This is a genomic window from Streptomyces sp. NPDC051776, from assembly GCF_040681345.1.
Taxonomy (GTDB): domain Bacteria; phylum Actinomycetota; class Actinomycetes; order Streptomycetales; family Streptomycetaceae; genus Streptomyces.
Genome location: NZ_JBFAYQ010000007.1, coordinates 23,526 through 42,157, shown reverse-complemented (window position 1 = coordinate 42,157; position 18,632 = coordinate 23,526). Strand labels below are relative to the sequence as shown.

Below are 18,632 nucleotides of genomic sequence, written 5' to 3'. Positions count from 1 at the left end.
CCGTACATGTCGATTCAGGTTCCCGAGGCGCGAGCCGACCGCGGCCAGCACATCAGGATCACCCTGCACACCAACCGCTACGCGGTCGACGTGGACGCCCCGGCGCGCGCCCCCGTGGGGGAGTGGCTGCACCACGTGGTGGCCACCCTCCACGAGACGGGATTCGCCGCCGACTTCTCCGGCCCGTTGACCACGAGCGCAGGCCGGCCGCTCGCGCTGGACGTGCCGCTCGCGGGCCAAGGGGTCGTGAGCGGCGACCGGTTGTGGTTCACCGTCCCGCCGGAACGCCCCCGGGTGTCCGCGCCCAGGGACGCCGGCCTTCCGTCCGGGCGGACGGGAACGTCACCGGCGGGCCCGAAGGGCGTGGTCCCCGCGCTCATCGCGGCCGGGGTGCTGCTGTCCGTCGTCGCTTTCGGCGCCTCCCGGGGCTCCTTCGCTGACGTTCCGGCCGTTCTGGCCGCCGTATGCCTGCACGCCTGGGCCCTGCTCATGGCGAGATCGTCCGCGTGGAAGCCGGGACGGCCGGGACGGCATCCGCGGCGTCCCTCAAGAGACGTGCCCAGCCTGCCCGTTGTGGGCTGGGCCGCCGTCGCGTCGGCCGCGATCCTCACCCTGCTGCATGCCCCCGGCCCCGCCGCCGGGACGGCGCTCGCCGCACTCGTCGTTCTCCTCGACGCGGCCGCCCTGGTCATCGCGAAGGTGCTGGGGCCGGCCTCCGCAGGCGCCCTCCTGGTGCTGCTCGCGCCGCTGGGCGGCGCGGCGGGCGCGATGCACCTGGCGCCCCGGTCGTTCGGCATCGGCCTGCTCGCCCTGGGGGCCGCCTGGACCGCGGCGATGGTGACCAGCCACCGGCTCGGACTCTGGATCTCCCACATCACCGAGGCCGTCGGCGCGAGCGGCACCGCCGGTGCCGAGACGGCCGCCCGGACCGATTCCACCACCCGCATGCTCGACAGGCTCAGCCACAGCGAGACCCGGCTCGTCGACCGTGCCCGCACCGTTCAAGCGGCCGTCGCCGCCGCGTCCTTCGCCGGACTGGTCGCGTGCGTGCTGATCGACGGTGTCGCACTGCCGTACGACGTGGCCTTCTGGGCCTGCGCCCTGGCAGCCGCCGCGCTGCTGCCGCTCAGCGGGACCTTCCCCGGCAGGAGCGCCATCGGCGGCCTCGCGCTGCTGCTGCTTCTCAGCCTGCTGGCGGCCAACGTAACGCTGCCGCTCGCCTCGTCCCTGGTCCTGGCCGCCTTCGCCCTGCTCGCGGCCGCGCTGGTCCTCATCGGGCACGCCTTCGTGCCCAGCAGATGGGCCGTGGTCACCTGTCTGCGGCTACGACCGCTGGTGCACATCGCCGTGTTCGCCACCCTCGTCATGGAGCTGGGCGGCTGGACGTGGGCCTGGTCCATCGGATACGAGCTGGCCCAGGGGTGGTTCTGACAATGACGCCCCCCGGTCCGCGGCCCACCGGAGGCCGCCGCTCCCGCGTGGTCCGCGAGGTGCGCCCCGATGCGCTCGACCCCGCGGACGTCGTCGAGGTCGACCTCCCCAAGGTCCCCAAAGTCGATACGTTCCACCGTGACGCTTCGGCCCTCGCCCAGGCCCTCATGCCGCTCGTCGGCATGATCGGCTTCTCCTTCATCTATCTCGTCAACCCCTCGCTGTCGTCCGTCTTCATGGGCGCCGGCCTGGTCTTCGCGACGATGATGTCCTCGGTCGGCATGGCCGTGCTGAACCGCAGACAGCAGGCCCGTCGCATGCGGCGCACCAAGCTCGCGTACCTGCTCGATCTGCGGGAGGCACGTCGCCGGCTCGCCGAAACCATCGAGCACCGGCGTGCCGGCCTGCGGTGGTCCGTGCCGCCCGCGTGCGACCTGCCCGTCCTCGCCCACGTTCCCGAACGGCTCTGGCAGCGCGTGCCGAGCGACCCGGACTTCCTGTGCGTCCGCCTCGGTGCCGGCCCCCTGCCGTGGCGGCTGGGGCTCAGTCCGACCGCTTCGGCCAGTGAGCAGATCGATCTGGACATCGCCTGCACCAAGGCGCAGACCGATCTCGTACGGCTGCTCGCCACGGTCCGGGACTGGCCGGTGGTCGTCCCCTTCGCCCGCTTCCGGGAGTTGACGCTCTGCGGCGACCGGGCGACCGCCACCGCGATGGCCCGGAGTCTGATCGCGCAGGCCGCGATGTTCCACGGCCCGGACGCCCTGACGACGGTGTTCGCCACGGACTCCGCCCGTATGACGGAGTGGCGCTGGTGCCGCTGGCTGCCGCATCTCGCGGGAGCCGAACGGGCCGCGGAACGGGCAGCGGGCCGGCCCGAGCCGGCATCCCTGCAGAAGCCCGACCACGGTGGCCGGCAGATGGGCGGCGAGGACCGGCAGCGGGCGGACGACTGCGGTCACACCCTGATCCTCGTGGACGGCGAGGCCACAGCCTCGCTGATCGAACGGCTGCCGCGCGCCTCCGACGCGTTCTCGATCATCCGGATCGCCGAGACGCCGCCGACGGCGCAGACGGCGGAGCAGGCCGTCCTCGAGTGCCGGGCCGACGGCCGAGGCGTCCTGAGCCTGGTGAGCGGCGACCCGCAGGACATCGAGCTGGAGACGCTGGCACCGGCCGCCGCGGACGCGGTCGCCCGTTGCCTCGCGCATCTGACGCTCGCGGGCGACGCCGTGGCCGCCGGCGGCGACGGGCTCAGCCTGGACGAACTCGTCCCCACCGCCCACCTCGACCGGGCCCCCGCGGACATCGCCTGGGTCCACGAGGACGCCCCGGACTTCCTGTGCGCGGATCTCGGACTCGACGGGCAAAGCCGCCTCGTACGCCTCGACCTCAAGGAGAGCGCGCGCGGCGGGGCCGGACCCCACGGCGCCGTCGTCGGCGCGACCGGCTCCGGCAAGAGCGAGCTCCTCCGCACGCTCGTCACGTCGCTGGCCGTACGCCACCACACCGACGACCTGGCGATGATGCTGGCCGACTTCAAGGGCGGCGCCACCTTCGTGGGCCTCTCCGCCCTGCCGCACGTCTGTGGTGTCGTCACCAACCTCGAGGGCGACGCCACCCTCGTCGACCGCGTCAAGCTCGCCCTCGAAGGCGAACTCCAGCGCCGCCAGGAGGTTCTGGCCGACCGGGGCGTCTCCTCGCTCCGTGAGTACCGCGCCCTGCGGCAGACGCGGAACACCGACTGGGAACCCCTTCCGCACCTGCTGGTGATCGTCGACGAGTTCAGTGAACTCATCGAGGCCCACCATGACTTCGTCGAGACCTTCACCGCGCTCGGCCGTCTCGGCCGCAGCCTCGGGCTGCACCTCCTCATCTGCTCGCAGCGCCTGGACGAGGGGCGGCTGCGCGGCCTTGAGAGCCATCTGAGCTACCGCGTGGCGCTGCGCACCTTCAACGCCGCGGACAGCGTGGCGGCCATCGGGGTCAGGGACGCGTTCCATCTGCCGAGCCGCCCGGGTGCCGCGATCCTCAAGGCGGGCGGCGATGCCCTGCGGGTATTCCGGAGCGGCTACGTCTCCGGGCGGATCCGCGAGCAGCGGGCCGGCGAGACCGGCGTCGTCATCCGTACCGAGGACGGCGACCGGATCGGTGGGACCACGGCCTCGCACGTCTACGGACCCCAGACGGTCGTGGACCGCGCGGTCACCGCCCTGCGGCGCGCCCTGCCCGCGGTCCGGCAGATCTGGCTCCCGCCGCTGCCCGCCGCCCTGGCACTGCGGGATCTCCTCGCCGAACGGGAGCAGGGGGCGGCGGGCGTCCGCGTGCCCTTCGGGCTCCTGGACCAGCCGGCGCGCCAACGCACCGAGACGCTGCTGCTCGACCTCGGCGGCTCGTCGGGGACCACCGCCGTCGTGGGCGCCGCGCAGACGGGCAAGACCACCATGCTCCGTACGGTCGTCCTGTCCGCCGCGAGCCTGTATCCGCCGCAGCACCTGGGTTTCGTGGTCGTGGACTACGGCGGCGGCCTGTCGGCGCTGCGCGAACTCCCCCATGTCATGCGCGTCGTGCCGCGCGGCAGCGAGGGTCTCCTCCAGCAGACGCTCGACTTCCTGCAGGCCTCCCTGCTCTACCGCGAACAGGCTCTCTCCGAGCGCGGACTCGACGGTGCCGAGCATCTGCGCGCGGCCTGGACCGCGCGGGACACCGCACAGGCGGGGCCGGCCGATCTCATCCTCGTCCTCGACGACTTCGCCGAGATCAAGCGGAATTCCGAGGACTTCGAGAGCGTGCTGAACGAACTCATGGCCCGGGGGCCGGGACTGGGCGTGCATGTCGTCCTCACCGGGCGCCGCTGGGGCGACTTCCGGTCCGGCACCACCGAACTCGTCCCCAGCAAGCTGGAGTTCCGGCTCAACGACGTCATCGACTCGATGTACCAGCGACGCAATGGCCAGTCCCTCGACGGCGCGGGCCCCGGCCGCGCGCTGTGCCCCCTGGGCCTGGTCCAGGTGGCCGAGCCGCATCTCGCCGATGCGGACGACGAGCCGGAGACACGATACGCGCGCTCCATCGAGCACGTCCTCGGCCTCTGGGACCCGGCTCAGGCGCCTTCGATCCCGGCCCTGCCCTCCAGCGTGGACCTGGCCGAAGTCTCCGCCCTGGCCACCCAGTCCGGCGCCGATGCGCGTGAGCGGGTCGTGATCGGGCTCCGGGACGTCGACCGCGGGGTGCAGACGCAGGACCTGCTGGGAGCCGAGCCGGGCCTGATCGTCCTGGGCGGGCGCAAGCGCGGGAAGACCAGCGTCCTGCGGGCCGTCGTCGAGCAGCTGGCCGCCGCGCACGACCCCGATTCCCTGCGCCTGATCGTCATCGACCCGCGCCTGGAGATCGTCAAGACCCTGCCCGAGGCGTACGTCCAGGCGTTCGCGGCCTCCTCCGTACGCGCCGGCCACCTCGTCGACGAGCTGGTCTCGGACCTCGGCAACCGTCTGCCCAAGGGCGGTGGCGCGGCCGGGGACCTGCTCTCCCGCGAGCGGTACGAGGGCCCCAGAACGGTCGTGGTCATCGACAACGCCCAGGTCATCTCCCGTGCCGCGCTGGCCCCGCTCAACGACTGGCTGCCGCTGGGCTCGCTGCTCGGACTGACCACCGTCGTCGCCTGCGACAGCGGACAGGGCGCGGCCGGGCTCCCCGGCATCGTCGACACGATGCGCTCCTTCGGCGCGCCGATGGTGCTGCTGGGCAAGGAGACGGCCGGCCGTCCCGTGTTCGGCCACCTGCCGGTCATCGGCCCGCCCGGTCGCGCCCGTTACGACCCCTCCGACGGCTCGCCGTCCGTGGTGATCCAGGTCCCCTGGGTCGGGACCACGGGGCGCGGCGGAGCAGACCCGAGAGAAGCAACACCCCGAGAGGAAACCCTGACATGACCGAGAGACCGTCATCGATCCCCGGCCCCGACCGTCCACTGGACGAGGAACTGGCCGCCTATCTGGGCCGGTTGCGCCAGCGCCTGCCGTCCATGACCAACCATCTCGGAGGCATCGCGTCGACCGCCATCGCCGCCGACGAGACCGTGAGCCCGCAGCGCTTCCAGGAGGACTTCTCCCGTGTCGTGCGCTCGCTCAGCTACCTCGGAGTCTCCCTCGACCGCCTCTCCAGGGAGCTGTCGACGACGACGGTGCGGGGCCAGGACGGAAGGTCCATGGTCGAAGTGGAGTGCTCGGCCCGTATGGAGGGCATCAAGGTCCGCTTCCTCCCCACACCCACGCCCGTACCCACCAGAGAACTCGAGGCGGCCACGGCCAGAGCGTTCGAGGACGCCCTCCGGGCCTGCCGGGACCTGTCGATCCGCCGGGTCGAGGAAACCGCACAGAACGAGAGCGAAAGATTCGGATGACCACACCCCGAGACCGAGGACGGCCCTTTCCGGCGGGCCGCCCCTGGCCCGAAGGCAGCACGACGCACTCATGAACCCCCCTCACACCGCGCTGCTGCTCTCCCTCATCACCGGGGGCGCGGCGCTCGCGACCGCTTTGACGGTGATGCTCATACGCTCGGTCCGCGACGCCCGTACGCTCCGCCGGCTCCTCGACGCCCGCGACGAGGAGCTGGCGCGGTGGGTCACCGAAGCCCTTCCCGCCATCACGGGGGAACCCGGCGGGGAGGGTGAGCCGCCCGGACATGGGCCGGCCGCGCAGCTGTCCGGCTCGGCCTTCGCACGCCATCTGCGCACCGCCGGGGCGCACGTCGCACGGACGATGGCCGAGTCGCGCGACTGCGCGGGACAGGAGACGATGCGGCTTCTCCTCACGGTGGCACGTGAGGCCCAGGCGCTCTCCCACACACAGCAGGCGAAGATCGTGGAGATGGCCCGGCGCGACGGCGACCCGGAGGTCCAGCAGCTCCTCGCGGACATCGATCACGCCAATGCGCAGATACTCCGGCGCGCCACCGCGCTCGTCGTCGAGTGCGGTACCTCGCCCGCCCGCCGGCGGGCCGCCACCTCGCTGAACGATGTCGTCCGGACGGCGATCGGGCAGATCCGGGGCGGCAACCGGGTCCGGGTCATGCTCGCCGACCGGGACCGTGCCGTGTCGGGGCAGGCGGTGGACGGGCTGATCCTCGTCCTTGCCGACCTGCTGGAGAGCGCCGCCACCGCCTCCGGGCCGCGGACCACGGTCCGGGTGCAGGTCCAGCGCACCCGCCACGGCCTCGCCGTCGTCATCGAGGACGAGGGCCGCGCCCTCGACACCGCCGAATGGGGCCGGACGTCACTGCTGTTGCAGAGCGATTCCCCGGACATCTCGACCCTGCGCACCTCGCCCCGCTTCGGCCTCGTCTTCTGCGGACTCCTCGCCCGGCGCTACGGGTTCTGCGTCACCGTGGACTCCTCCGCGACGCGCGGCCGGGTGCGGGCGGTGGTCGATCTACCGGACGAGATCCTGGCCGCGACCGCCACCCCCGCGACGTACGGCACGGACGCGCCGTACCCGGGAGGGGACCGCGAAGGGTCCGTCGGGCCCCCCGCCCCCTCCGGGATGCCGACGCGCCCCCGCCACCGGCCGGTTCCCCTCGTACCGCCGCCGCTGAACCGCACGCGGGGCGTCGGGGGACGCTCCGCGCGCGAGGCGGCGGCGCGGATCGCCGCGTTCGTGCAGGGCGCCCGCGACGCCCGCCGGTTCCGTGCTTCCGGGGAACCGGAGGTCGTCGTGCCGTCGCGCGGCACGCAACCGGAGACGGCCGACTCCGGGACGACGTGAACTCGGCTTCCCGCCCGTGGATATGGCCGAAACCCGACCCCACAGGACGGTGTCGGCTCCACCTCCTGGAGCCACGGTGCACCGGGCTGAGACACTGCACCCACGGGGGCCGGCGTGTGCGGGACGCACCCGGGGCGGGACAGCGAGTCCGGCAGTGGGCCGTGTGCCGGTGCCGAGCCCCAGCGGATGCGTGCGTCCGTATCGGTCCGGTTCTGTGGAAGGGAAGTCGGTGAGCAGTCTCAACAAGGGGATCTCCAAAGCAGAGGTGACGCTCAAATGGGATCCCAGTCCGTCCGGCACACCGGCGAATGACCTCGACATCATCGCCGCGACCTATGCAGCGGACGACCCGTACGGGCGACCGGTCTATCTCGTGCACTTCGACAGCCGATCGCCCGACGGCACCATCACCCTCAACCGGGACAGCCAGACCGGCCAGGGCTTCGGCACGGACGAGGCGATGACCCTGGAACTCGACCGGCTGGCGCCCTCGTTCGGGCGGGTCGTCGTGGGCGTGGCCATTCAGCAGCGCACGGGGCGGAAGACCTTCGGGGATGTACCGAACAGTCAGGTCCGTGTACTGGAGGGGCACATCGAGCTGGCGGGGGACGATTTCGGGGGTGTCGCGGGTGCCACGGCCGCGACGGTGGCGGAGTTCACGCGCGCGGACTCCGGCGTCTGGCAACTCCGTCCGGGTGTCCGGGGTTTCGATGCCGACCCCGACACATTCGCCGATGTGATGGGTGCCGACCACTCCTGACCTGGGTGCGGGACCTACGCCTTAGCCCGGGGCAGGTGCGCGGCGAGCGCCGCCCGGAACTCCCCGCTGGTCGTCAGCAGTGAGTCGCCCGCGAAGCGGAGCCCGGCGAGCGCCCGTTCGGCCGCGTCCGCGTCCCCCGCACCGCAGGCGTCCGTGACGACGATGGGGATGTAGCCGAGGTCCGCCGCATGGCGTGCGGTGGGCTCGATGCCGATCTCGGTGGCGACGCCGACGAGCGCGATGGCGGTGATCCCGCAGTCGCGCAGGACGATATCGAGCCACGTCCCCTCGAACGCCGACATGGTGACCTTGTCCAGGACCGCCTCACGGTCGGTCGGGCGCAGCTCGGGAACGAGCTGCGTCTGCTCGGCGTCCGGCGGGAAGGCGGAGATCACGTCGGCCGCGCTGCCGGCGCGCTGCCAGCTCCGCCACATGCGGAGCTGGCCGGTGCCCATCAGCGCCGTGGGCAGCGTGACATGGCGGAGGAAGACCGTGCGGACTCCCGCGGCGCGCGCGGCCCCGAGCACATCGACGACCCGGTTCACCACGCGCTCGCGGTCGCCGATCTGGCCCAGGACGCCGGCCTGCATGTCGTAGACCAGCAGCGCCAGGCGTCCTGGGTCGCACACCTCTTCGAGCGTTCGGGGAACGGCCAGATCGTTTCGCTCATCCACGGGCGCGACGCTACCCCCGGCCAGTGCGCCCCCCGGGCATCCACGCGCCGGACATCCGCCGACGGGCACGGACCAACGGCCTGACCGGCCCGGTTCCTCCGCTCGCGCCGCGGTGCGAACGAGAGGACGGGGCGCTACGGTCGCATGCGGACCGGGCCGTCGAGTGCAGGGAGGACCCGCATGCCGGGCAGGAGCCGATCAGCCGTGGTCGCCGGAGTGGTCGTCGGGGCGGTCCTTCCCGCCGTGTACGAGGCCGCCGTCGGCGCGATGGTGCGCCACAACGCGCGGCGGCTGGCCGAGGGCGACCTGGAGCCGCAGCTCCGGTCGTACACCGACGATGTGCGCTTCATCTTCCCGGGCCGCAGCTCGTGGGCGGGGGACTTCCGCGGCAAACCGGCCGTGGAGAAGTGGTTGCAGCGCTTCGTGGACGCCGGTCTGCGGATCGAGTTCGACGATGTACTCGTCTCCGGACCCCCGTGGGCGACCCGGATCTGCCTTCGCTTCCACGACGTCGGCGAGGACGACCGCGGCGAGACCGTCTACGAGAACGAGGGCGTCATCTACGGGCACGTGCGCTGGGGCAAGCTGACCCGGTACATGGTGTTCGAAGACACCCAGCGCGGCGAGGAGTTCGACGCGTACCTCGCCGAGCGGGGTCTCTAGTGCCGCCCCGTCAAGGTTTGCCCGGTGGCGAGGCGTCCTGATGCGGTCGGATGCAAGGCGCCGGATCGGCTTCGTAGTGGGGCCTGCTCGGCTGATCCGGCAACGCAGCAGGCGGCCGTGTCCGGGCGGCGAGCAGGCGATCCTTGACGGGGCGGCAACGGCGGCGCGAGCGACCCCGGGTACCGGAAGACCGCGGGGCCGCAGAAGAGGCGGCCCCGGAAGGAACGCAGGAGCGACCTGAGGACCGTTGTCCGAATGGCACACGGGGTAGCCGGGGACGGGGAGTCCCCGGCTCGCACCGTGTCCGCTGCGTTACAGGGACCGCGGGTCAGCGGCCCCAGCGCAGCCCCGGGGTCGCCACCGGCGCGTCGTACAGCCGTAGCAGTTCCTCGTCGGCCTGGCACAGCGTGAGCGAGCATCCGGCCATGTCGAGCGAGGTGACGTAGTTGCCCACGAGCGTGCGGGCGATGGACACCCCGCGCTCGCCCAGCGCACGGTGCACCTCGGCGTTGAACCCGTGCAGCTCGAGGAGCGGGGTGGCGCCCATGCCGTTGACCAGGGCCAGTACGGGGGCGTCGGGGCGCATGTCGTCCAGGATCGCGTCGACCGCGAAGTCCGCGATCTCACGCGACGTCATCATCGCGCGGCGTTCGCGGCCCGGCTCGCCGTGGATGCCGATGCCGAGCTCCAGTTCGCCGGGGGGCAGCTCGAACGTCGGGCCGCCCTTGGCCGGTGTCGTACAGGCGCTCAGCGCGACGCCGAAGGTCCGCGAGACCTCGTTGACCTTGCGGGCGACGGCCTCGACCTGCTCCAGCGGCGCGCCCTCCTCGGCCAGTGCGCCCGCGATCTTCTCCACGAACAGGGTCGCCCCGGTGCCGCGCCGGCCGGCGGTGTAGAGGCTGTCGGTGACGGCCACGTCGTCGTTCACCAGCACGCTGGCGACCTGGATGCCCTCATCCTCCGCGAGCTCGGCCGCCATGTTGAAGTTCAGCACGTCGCCCGTGTAGTTCTTCACGATGAACAGCACGCCCTTGCCGCTGTCCACGGCCGCCGCGGCGCGCGCCATCTGGTCCGGCACCGGCGAGGTGAAGATCTCCCCGGGACAGGCCGCATCGAGCATCCCGGGCCCGACGAACCCGCCATGCAGCGGTTCGTGTCCCGAACCGCCGCCGGAGACCAGCCCCACCTTGTGCGCAACCGGGGCGTCCCGCCGTACGATCACGCGGTTCTCGACATCGACCGTCAGCTCGGGGTGAGCGGCGGCGAGTCCGCGCAGGGCGTCGGGGACCACGTTCTCCGGGACGTTGATCAACATCTTCATGGGTACCTCCGAGGTGCTCGAGAGCTCAATGATCTTGGCGGTCCATGGCGGGTGCGAGCGGCTCACGCGGGTCCGGTCGCGGCGTCGCTGACTCTGCGTCAGATGAATCGTCCGATGCAACCCCCGGGGTGTTGGCGATCCCACGCACTGCCAGTATCGCTCCGTATGCGCGCGTCGGCAGTCGGTCCCCGGCCACGTGCGCAAGATCACCACGAGCCAACTGTCGACTGTATGCGATGCCCGGGGGCGGTGCGGTGCCGGATTCCGGGCGTGTGGCCCTCCCGGAGAGCGCCCTTGGAGCGGGGCCTAGCGGCGAGGCGGGAGGATCTCGGCCAGGCCGCCGATGACCCGCGTCCAGGACGGCCGCCGCGCACGTCCGAGCCCGGTCGCCCGGGCGCATTGCCGTACCGGGGTGCCGGAATCGCAGCGATCGGCTCCCGCCGGTGCGGGGACGGGCGGCTCGTGGGCGTCCCGGCCCCGGTCCCGGGAGACGTAGACGTTGGCCGCCGCGGCCGCGCGCACGGCGGTGATGAGATCGTCGGGGGTCGCCCCCTTCATGAGTACGCCCGAGCAGCCCCGGGCGAGCGCGTGGGCGGCGCTGTCCCGGTCCCAGAACGTCACATGGATGACCACCCGCAGCGACGGGGCCTCGCTCAGCAGCGACTCGATGACGCGCAGCTCCTGCGCCTCGGGCATGCCGAGCCCCACCAGGACGACGTCGGCGGCGTGAAGCCGGGCCGCGGCTCGTACGCCATCCCCGGCCGCCGACACTCCGACGACCTCGATGTCGTCGGCGCTTCCGAGGACGGTGGTGATTCCGGTGCAGATGAGGGGTTCGTCGTCAGCCACAAGGACTCTGATCATGATGGGGTCTCGCACGTGGGGGGTGGTCGGCGTACTGCGTACGCCTGTCGTGCGCAGTCTTGCGGATCGATGGGGGGCACGCCTGAGTACGCGGTACTCAGGTGTGGCGGCCCGAGATGGCGGGCCGCGGGAGCGTGTGATAGTCGCCGGGGCGGCCGTGCAAACGGGCGCACCGGAGTCCACGCCACCGGGCCGGCCGTGCAACGTCCCTTCCACGCGCGGGAGTTCCCGCACCCGGTGCCGCTCATGACGAAGCCGATCATCCGTGCCCACGCCACAGCTGGCCCAACTGCCGTACGGGAAACGAGCTTCCAGCCCGGCAATGATCAGGAGACCCCGAGGGCCGCCACGGGGATGAAGCCGGAACAGGTGGCGCTGGACGTCGAAGCGGCTCGCTCGGGAAGCTGCCAAATAGGCGTGAACATCGCACCACTTGACACACTTGGCCCTTGGGGCTGCAGCCCGTCACCCGTCTTCGCGGTGCGTCAAGCAGCGCCGGACGGTGGGCCCGTGACCGAGCGGGGCGCGAGGGAACGCGCGATGATCGGAGAGGAACCCGGCTCCGTCGCCAGGAGGCCGGGAACTGCGAGGGAGAGGGCGTCGTGCGGAAACCGGAAGGGCAGCGGAAGCCGGAAAGGCAGCGGGGGCCCGGTGGGCAGCGGGAGCCTCAAGGTCAGCGCGGACCGCAGGTGCGGCGCGCATCGCCGGCGCGGCGGAAACGACGCGGCGCCGACACGGCAGGAGAACACGCGTCCGACGCAGCGGCAGGAGACCACGCGCCCGACGCACCGGACTTCCCGGTCCGTGCGGCAGCGCGCGCCCCCGACCTCGCCGCTCTCGACGCGGCCCTCACGACCTGCCGCGCCTGCCCGCGCCTGGTGGCCTGGCGGGAGGAGACCGGCCGGGAGAAGCGGCGCGCGTACCAGGACTGGGACTACTGGGCGCGGCCCGTACCCGGGTTCGGACCGTCCGACGCCGCGCTCGCCCTCGTCGGCCTCGCACCCGCCGCGCACGGAGGCAACCGCACGGGCCGCATGTTCACCGGCGACCGGTCCGGCGATGTGCTCTTCGCCGCGCTCCATGCCGTGGGGCTTGCTTCCCAGCCGACGTCGACCGCGCCCGGCGACGGCCTCGAACTCCACGGGGTACGTGTCACCGCACCCGTGCACTGCGCACCGCCCGCCAACAAACCGACGCCGCAGGAGCGCCGGACCTGCAACCCGTGGCTCGCCCACGAACTCGAACTGCTGCGGCCGACGCTGCGGGCCGTCGTGGTGCTCGGGGCGTTCGGCTGGCAGGCGCTGCTACCGGTCCTCGCCGATGCCGGATGGCAGGTGCCCCGCCCGCTGCCCCGGTTCGGCCACGGCGTCCACATCGAACTGGCCAACCGGCACGGCGGACCCGCGCTGCACCTCCTCGGCTGCTACCACGTCAGCCAGCAGAACACCTTCACCGGCAGGCTCACCCCCGCCATGCTCCGCGAGGTGCTGGCGGACGCGGCGGCACTGGCGGGGCTCCGCGGATTCCGGAGCACGGACCGCGCGGACTGAGAGCCCGGCGGGCGTGCGCCGAGGCTTCCCTGCGCGCCGCCACCGCTCCAGCTGTGAAGTCATGGCTGGCCGTGGGGAGTCCGGCCGTGGGGAGTACGGAGTATCCGCGGTCGCCGAATGACCCCTGCGCGGTACGCCATGCGTACAGGAACTCGTCCATGGAACCGCCGCCGTCCGCGTCGAAGGAGCGTCGAAGAAGCAGGGCCCGTCCTCCCACCCCGCGCTCGCGGGGACCCGCCGGGTTCCCGACAAACTGCCAAGACTCCGGGACTCTGCCGGGTTCCTGAGACCCTGCGGTGCTCCTGAAACCCTGCCGGTCCCTAGGAGCGCGCGGGGGAGCCCGTCAGATCCGCGATGAGACGCGCGGCGTCCGCCGCGAAAGCCGTCCTGCCCCGGTCGATGAGCCGCGTCCGCTCCGGACCGTCCTGGGCGAGTCGCCCCACCTCGGCGACCAGCCCGCCCGGACCGGAGGCGTACGCGGAGAGCCCCGCCGCCGCCATCTCCCGTACACCCTCCTCGCCGTGGCCCGGGATCGGGCGGTGCCCGACCACCGGGAGCCCGGCGGCCAGGGCTTGTACGGCGGTCTGCCCGGCCGCGTTGTCGACCAGGACCCGGCAGGCGGCCATCAGGCCCGGCATGTCGCGCACCCAGCCCAGCGCCAGCACCCCGTGCACGGAGGCCGCCCGGTGCCGCAACCGCTCGTCCCGGCCGCACAGCAGCACCGGCAGGAACCCGCCCCGGGCCAGGGCCTGCGCGGTGGCGAGCAGCCCCGAGCCGACGCCCCACGCGCCCGCGGAGAGCAGCACCGGCGGCCGTCCGGGCGCCCGCCGGGCGAACGTGGTGCGCCACGGGTACCACGGGCTCCCGGCCGTCTCCGCACCGAACTGCGGGGAGACGACGGGTCCCGCAGCGGTGGCGGGGCGGCCGGTGGCCCGCCGCGCGGTCGCCGCCGCGGCCTCGGTGAGGCAGAGATGCAGGTCGTTGCCCGGATGCAGCCATCCCCGGTGGACGGCGAAGTCGATGACGACGACCGCACTCGGGACGTCGAGGGTCCCGCGCTCCCGCATCCTCCCGGTGATCTGCGCCGCGAGGTGGAAGGTGGACACCACGGCATCGGCCCGCCAGCGCCGTACCACCTCCGCCAGGCGGCGTTCGGCCAGGGCGGCCAGGGGCGAACTGCCCGGCCGCGGACCGGGCCCCGGGGCCAGGAACGTCGCGTAGATCCCCGCGTAGAGCCGGGGAGTGTGGCGGACCGAGGCGCGGTAGAACGAGCGCAGGGCGGGGCCGGTGCCGGGCGGCAGCAGCGCGAGGACATCCTGCACCAGGACGTCGTGGCCCAGGGTCCGCAGCCGCCGCGCCAGTTCGCGTGCCACCGCGTCGTGGCCCGCGCCCATGCTCGCGCTGAGCACCACGAAACGCCGCTCCATGAGACTCCAGAGGTCGAGGCGGGCCGGGCAGGACCGGGTCGCGTCCGGGCCGGAACCGATGTGCCCGGTGTGCCCGATCTGCCGATGGCTGGTGTGCCGAAGGGCTGAATGCCGCGCGGGCGGCCGGGTGAATCGAGCCTTTCGGGTGACGGGCCCGGGAGCTGTGGAGAGGCGGACCCGGCCGGGAGCCAGGATCCTGGAAGCGCAGCTTCTTCAGATTCCGGAGGACCGACGATGCCCCACAGGCCCCGGCGCCGCGCCTCGTTCGGTGCTGAGAGACCGGTCGCGCTGATCACGGGTGCCTCCTCCGGGATCGGGGCCGCGGTCGCCGAGCGGCTCGCCGCGCACGGCGGCTGGCGGCTGCTGCTCAACGGGCGCGACCCGGACCGTCTGGCCGCGGTCGCCAAACGGACGGACGGCACCGCGCTGCCCGCCGACGTCGCCGACCCCGCGGGCCGCGAACTGCTCGCGGAGGAGGCCCTGGAGCACACCGGCCGGGTCGACGCGCTGGTCGCCGCTGCGGGCATCGGCTGGGCCGGGCCCTTCACCACGATGCCCGCCGACGCCGTCGACCGGGTGCTGTCGGTCGACCTGTCGTCGGTGGTGCATCTCGTACGGCTGTTCCTGCCGGAGATGGCGTCCCGCGGGACGGGCCGGGTGGTAATGATCGGCTCCATGGCCGGGCGCGTGGGCGTACGGGACGAGGCGGTGTACGCCGCCGCGAAGGGCGGTCTGATCGCCTTCGCCGACAGCCTGCGCTACGAGCTGGGGCACACGCACGTGGGGGTTTCGATGATCATGCCGGGAGCCGTGGACACTCCCTTCTTCAGCCGGCGCGGGGTGCCCTACCACCGCACGCGGCCGCGGCCCGTATCCGCGGACCGGGTGGCCGACGCCGTCCTGAGGGCGTTGGTCTCCGGGCGGGAGGAGGCGTTCGTCCCGGCGTGGCTGGGCTGGCCGGCACGGATGCAGGGCGCGGCCCCGGGCGTGTTCCGTGCGCTGGCGAAACGCTTCGGCTGAGGTGCCGGGCAGGGGACGGGCCAGGGTGGGCGGCGCGAGGTCCACGGCGTGACGGCGGCACTGTCGGTCGTCCTGGCGCTGCTGGCCGCGTTCGGCAACGCCGCCGCCTCCGTCCTGCAGCGCCGCGCGGCGGCCGAGGAGAGACCGCCGCCGTCGGCGCGGCGGGCCGCCTGGCTCGTCGGCCTCCTTCACCGGCCCGTCTGGCTCTGGGGCGCGGGCGCCCTTGTCCTGTCCGGTGTCTGCCAGGCCGGCGCCCTGGCGACCGGGCCGCTGGCCGTGGTGCAGCCCGTGATGACCACGGAACTCCTCTTCACCCTCGTCGTGGGCAGTGCCGTCTTCCACCACCGGCCGGACCGGCGCACCTGGTGGGCCTTCTTCGCCATGGCGGCCGGGCTCGCGGCGTTCATGCGCCTGGCCGAACCCTCCAGGGGCAGCTCGACGGTGCCGGACGGGCGGTGGGTGCCGGTGGCCCTGGGGGTGCTGGTGGTGGGCGCCGCGCTGATGGCGGTCGGGTCGCGGCTGCGGTCTGCGCCGCGCGCCGCGGTCTTCGGTACGGCGACGGCCATCGGCTTCTCGTGCACCGCGGCGCTGATGAAGGACGCCATCGGGATCCTGGCCGACGGCGGCGTGGGGGACTTCCTGACGACCTGGCAGACGTACTCGGTGGCGGTGGTGGGTCTTGGCAGCTTCCTGCTCCTGCAGATGACGCTGCGCGCGGGGACTCTGGTGGCCTCGCAGCCCGCCCTCACCCTCGGCGACGCCCTCCTCAGCGTCATCCTCGGCATCGTTCTCTTCGACGAGCACATCGCCCTCGGCGTGCGGATACTGCCGGAGGCGGTGGCTCTCGCCGTACTCGTCCTGGGCAGCGTCCAACTGGCCAGGTCGCCCGTGATCTCCGGAGAGAACGAGGAGCAGATGTGGTGACCGTGCGTACCGCCGCGGGGCTGGCGGGCGGGGCCGCCCTGGCCACGGCGGGCTGGCACATCGGACCCGCGGCCACCTGGATCCCGGCGGTGCGCCGGACGCTGGCCCCCGCGCTGGACGGCCAGGGCGACCCGGGCCACGTGGCGCTCACCTTCGACGACGGACCCGACCCGGCGAGCACGCCGCGCTTCCTGCGCGAGCTGGACCGACTCTCCGTCCGGGCCACGTTCTTCGTCCTCGGCTCGGAGCTGCAGCGGTACGCCGATCTCGGCCGGCGCATCGTGGCGGAGGGCCATGAACTCGCCGTGCACGGATGGCGCCACGAGTGGCCCTGGTACCCCCGGCTCCGGCGTGATCTCCGCGAACTGCCGCGCGCCGCGGACACCGTGCTGAAGGTCGCGGGCGAGCGGCCCCTGTGGTACCGGCCACCGTACGGCATCCTCACCGGAGGTCGCTGGGCCGCGGCTCGCCGAGCCGGGCTGCAGCCGGTGCTGTGGTCGGCCTGGGGGCGTGACTGGACGGCGGAGGCCGACCCGGGCAGCGTCCTGTCCGAGGTGGGGGCGACTCTGCGCGGTGGGGGGACGGTCCTGCTGCACGACTCGGACCGGGTGAGCGCGCCGGAGTCGTGGCGGGCGGCGCTCGGGGCCCTGCCGATGCTGGTGGAGCTCTGCCGGGAGCGGGGGATGAGGGTCGGGTCGCTCGGCGAACACGGGCTCCAGGCGCGCCGGGTGACATAGGCGGCGCGGCCGAACCGGCCCGCGCCCCCTTTCCGAACGCCCGCCCATCGTACGGTCCTTGGCGCGGCCCGCCGTCGCGCCGTGTCCCTTCCGGATTAGTGAAACGAGTTCTACTCTGTGCGCCGCCGCAGGGACAGCGAAGGACAGCCAGACTCCCAGGAGGGGCCGTGCACCTCGAATACACGCCCGAGCAGCAGCAGTTGCGCGCCGAACTGCGTGCCTACTTCGCCGAGTTGGTGCCGGAGAACGCCTACGCCCGCTACGCCGACCCCGCCGACCAGAAGCGGTTCTACCGGCAGATCATCCGCCGACTCGGCGCGGACGGCCGCCTCGGCGTCGGCTGGCCCACCGAGTACGGGGGCCGCGGCATGACGCCCATGGAGCAGTTCATCTTCTTCGACGAGGCGGCCCAGGCGGGCGTGCCGCTGCCCCTGATGGCCCTGAACACCGTCGGTCCCACCATCATGCAGTTCGGCACCGACGAGCAGAAGGCGTACTTCCTCCCGCGCATCCTCTCCGGCGAGATCGACTTCGCCATCGGCTACAGCGAGCCCGACGCCGGCACCGATCTCGCCTCCCTCAAGACACGGGCCGTACGGGACGGGGACACCTACGTCGTCAACGGGCAGAAGATCTGGACCACCAACGGCGACACCGCCGACTGGGTCTGGCTCGCCGTCCGCACCGATCCCGAAGCCCCGCCCCACAAGGGCATTTCCATCCTGCTCGTGCCGACCACCGAGCCCGGCTACTCCTGCACCCGTATCAACACCCTCGCCTCCCACGACACCACCGCCAGCTACTACGAGAACATCCGCGTCCCCGTGAGCCGGCGCGTCGGCGAGGAGAACAAGGGCTGGCGGCTCATCACCACGCAGCTCAACCACGAGCGCGTCACACTCGCCGCGCACGGCACCATGGCCATCCGCGCGCTGCACAACGTCCGGCGCTGGGCCGCCGACACCAAGCTCGTCGACGGGCGCCGCGTCATCGACCTGGGCTGGGTCCGCGGCCGCCTAGCCCGTACGCACGCCCGGCTGGACGCGATGAAACTCCTCAACTGGCAGATGGTGGACGCCCTTCAGCGGGGCGCGCTCACCCCGCACGACGCCTCGGCCGTCAAGGTCTACGGCTCCGAGGCCCGCCGGGACGCGTACGCCTGGCTGATGGAGATCGTGGGCGCGGCCGCTCCCCTGAAGGAGGGCTCGGCGGGGGCGGTGCTCCACGGAGAGCTGGAGCGCGGTTACCGCAGCGCCGTGATCTTCACCTTCGGCGGTGGCAACAACGAGATCCAGCGCGAGATCATCTCCTGGATCGGCCTCGGCATGCCCCGGGTGCGCCGCTGACCGCCCGGCCGCGCGCATCGGGCCCGGTCTTCACGGACCCGTCCGCCCCGCGGTATCCGGCACGCCCGCCCCCGGCTACCTGTGGGCACCCCCGCCAGCGGTGGCCGGGAGAGGGCCCCCACGCCGCGGTGTCGTCGTCGCACGCGGTGCCGG

15 protein-coding genes are annotated in these 18,632 nt (G+C 72.9%); 11 read left to right on the top strand and 4 right to left on the bottom strand.

The window, feature by feature from the left end; genetic code table 11:
* Window positions 1-6: 6 nt before the first annotated feature.
* From AB0M26_RS08295 to AB0M26_RS08275, 5 genes are all read left to right on the top strand, one after another.
* Complete coding sequence (locus tag AB0M26_RS08295) at window positions 7-1,431, top strand: EsaB/YukD family protein (protein ID WP_365256495.1); 1,425 nt, start codon at window positions 7-9, stop codon at window positions 1,429-1,431.
* 2 nt (window positions 1,432-1,433) lie between these two features.
* Window positions 1,434-5,360, top strand: a complete 3,927-nt coding sequence (eccCa, locus tag AB0M26_RS08290; RefSeq protein WP_365256492.1) for a type VII secretion protein EccCa — start codon at window positions 1,434-1,436, stop codon at window positions 5,358-5,360.
* Window positions 5,357-5,830, top strand: a complete 474-nt coding sequence (locus AB0M26_RS08285; RefSeq protein ID WP_365256490.1) for a hypothetical protein — start codon at window positions 5,357-5,359, stop codon at window positions 5,828-5,830. The genes eccCa and AB0M26_RS08285 overlap by 4 nt, the downstream gene beginning before the upstream one ends.
* A gap of 70 nt (window positions 5,831-5,900) precedes the next feature.
* A complete protein-coding gene (locus tag AB0M26_RS08280; protein WP_365256487.1) occupies window positions 5,901-7,193 on the top strand; it encodes a hypothetical protein in 1,293 nt (430 codons plus the stop codon).
* Window positions 7,194-7,422: 229 nt separating this feature from the next.
* Complete coding sequence (locus AB0M26_RS08275) at window positions 7,423-7,953, top strand: TerD family protein (protein WP_365256484.1); 531 nt, start codon at window positions 7,423-7,425, stop codon at window positions 7,951-7,953.
* Between the two features lie 14 nt (window positions 7,954-7,967).
* Here AB0M26_RS08275 and AB0M26_RS08270 read toward each other — a convergent pair whose 3' ends face one another.
* Window positions 7,968-8,627, bottom strand: a complete 660-nt coding sequence (locus AB0M26_RS08270) for a cysteine hydrolase (protein ID WP_365256481.1) — start codon at window positions 8,625-8,627, stop codon at window positions 7,968-7,970.
* Window positions 8,628-8,807: 180 nt separating this feature from the next.
* Here AB0M26_RS08270 and AB0M26_RS08265 point away from each other — a divergent pair, with 180 nt between their 5' ends.
* Entirely contained in the window at window positions 8,808-9,290 is a 483-nt protein-coding gene (locus tag AB0M26_RS08265) for a nuclear transport factor 2 family protein (protein WP_365256478.1), read from the top strand.
* Window positions 9,291-9,618: 328 nt separating this feature from the next.
* Here AB0M26_RS08265 and dhaK read toward each other — a convergent pair whose 3' ends face one another.
* Both dhaK and AB0M26_RS08255 read right to left on the bottom strand, forming a co-directional pair.
* Window positions 9,619-10,611 carry a dihydroxyacetone kinase subunit DhaK gene (dhaK, locus tag AB0M26_RS08260; RefSeq protein ID WP_365256475.1) on the bottom strand — a complete coding sequence of 331 codons (993 nt, stop codon included), beginning with the start codon at window positions 10,609-10,611 and terminating at the stop codon, window positions 9,619-9,621.
* A 306-nt stretch (window positions 10,612-10,917) separates the two neighbouring features.
* Window positions 10,918-11,460 carry a response regulator transcription factor gene (locus AB0M26_RS08255; RefSeq protein ID WP_365256472.1) on the bottom strand — a complete coding sequence of 181 codons (543 nt, stop codon included), beginning with the start codon at window positions 11,458-11,460 and terminating at the stop codon, window positions 10,918-10,920.
* Window positions 11,461-12,164: 704 nt separating this feature from the next.
* Between AB0M26_RS08255 and AB0M26_RS08250 the strand changes: the two genes are divergently transcribed.
* A complete protein-coding gene (locus AB0M26_RS08250; protein ID WP_365256469.1) occupies window positions 12,165-13,025 on the top strand; it encodes a uracil-DNA glycosylase in 861 nt (286 codons plus the stop codon).
* A 320-nt stretch (window positions 13,026-13,345) separates the two neighbouring features.
* Here AB0M26_RS08250 and AB0M26_RS08245 read toward each other — a convergent pair whose 3' ends face one another.
* Window positions 13,346-14,452, bottom strand: coding sequence for a galactosyldiacylglycerol synthase (locus AB0M26_RS08245; protein ID WP_365256462.1), 1,107 nt, complete (start codon window positions 14,450-14,452; stop codon window positions 13,346-13,348).
* A gap of 234 nt (window positions 14,453-14,686) precedes the next feature.
* Here AB0M26_RS08245 and AB0M26_RS08240 point away from each other — a divergent pair, with 234 nt between their 5' ends.
* The 4 genes from AB0M26_RS08240 to AB0M26_RS08225 all read left to right on the top strand — a co-directional run bounded on the left by AB0M26_RS08240 (window position 14,687) and on the right by AB0M26_RS08225 (window position 18,479).
* The gene (locus AB0M26_RS08240; protein ID WP_365256459.1) at window positions 14,687-15,472 is read left to right on the top strand and encodes an SDR family oxidoreductase; all 786 of its coding nucleotides are present in this window, start codon (window positions 14,687-14,689) and stop codon (window positions 15,470-15,472) included.
* 48 nt (window positions 15,473-15,520) lie between these two features.
* The gene (locus AB0M26_RS08235) at window positions 15,521-16,396 is read left to right on the top strand and encodes a DMT family transporter (RefSeq protein WP_365256457.1); all 876 of its coding nucleotides are present in this window, start codon (window positions 15,521-15,523) and stop codon (window positions 16,394-16,396) included.
* Window positions 16,393-17,133, top strand: coding sequence for a polysaccharide deacetylase family protein (locus AB0M26_RS08230; RefSeq protein WP_365256454.1), 741 nt, complete (start codon window positions 16,393-16,395; stop codon window positions 17,131-17,133). The genes AB0M26_RS08235 and AB0M26_RS08230 overlap by 4 nt, the downstream gene beginning before the upstream one ends.
* Before the next feature lie 167 nt (window positions 17,134-17,300).
* A complete protein-coding gene (locus tag AB0M26_RS08225) occupies window positions 17,301-18,479 on the top strand; it encodes an acyl-CoA dehydrogenase family protein (RefSeq protein ID WP_365256451.1) in 1,179 nt (392 codons plus the stop codon).
* Window positions 18,480-18,632 lie beyond the last annotated feature (153 nt).

Coding starts and splice junctions, on each gene's coding strand:
- AB0M26_RS08240 (WP_365256459.1), top strand. CDS start 14,687: ATGCCCCACAGGCCCCGGCGCCGCGCCTCGTTCGGTGCTGAGAGACCG.
- AB0M26_RS08265 (WP_365256478.1), top strand. CDS start 8,808: ATGCCGGGCAGGAGCCGATCAGCCGTGGTCGCCGGAGTGGTCGTCGGG.
- AB0M26_RS08285 (WP_365256490.1), top strand. CDS start 5,357: ATGACCGAGAGACCGTCATCGATCCCCGGCCCCGACCGTCCACTGGAC.
- dhaK (WP_365256475.1), bottom strand. CDS start 10,611: ATGAAGATGTTGATCAACGTCCCGGAGAACGTGGTCCCCGACGCCCTG.
- AB0M26_RS08295 (WP_365256495.1), top strand. CDS start 7: ATGTCGATTCAGGTTCCCGAGGCGCGAGCCGACCGCGGCCAGCACATC.
- AB0M26_RS08245 (WP_365256462.1), bottom strand. CDS start 14,452: ATGGAGCGGCGTTTCGTGGTGCTCAGCGCGAGCATGGGCGCGGGCCAC.
- eccCa (WP_365256492.1), top strand. CDS start 1,434: ATGACGCCCCCCGGTCCGCGGCCCACCGGAGGCCGCCGCTCCCGCGTG.
- AB0M26_RS08280 (WP_365256487.1), top strand. CDS start 5,901: ATGAACCCCCCTCACACCGCGCTGCTGCTCTCCCTCATCACCGGGGGC.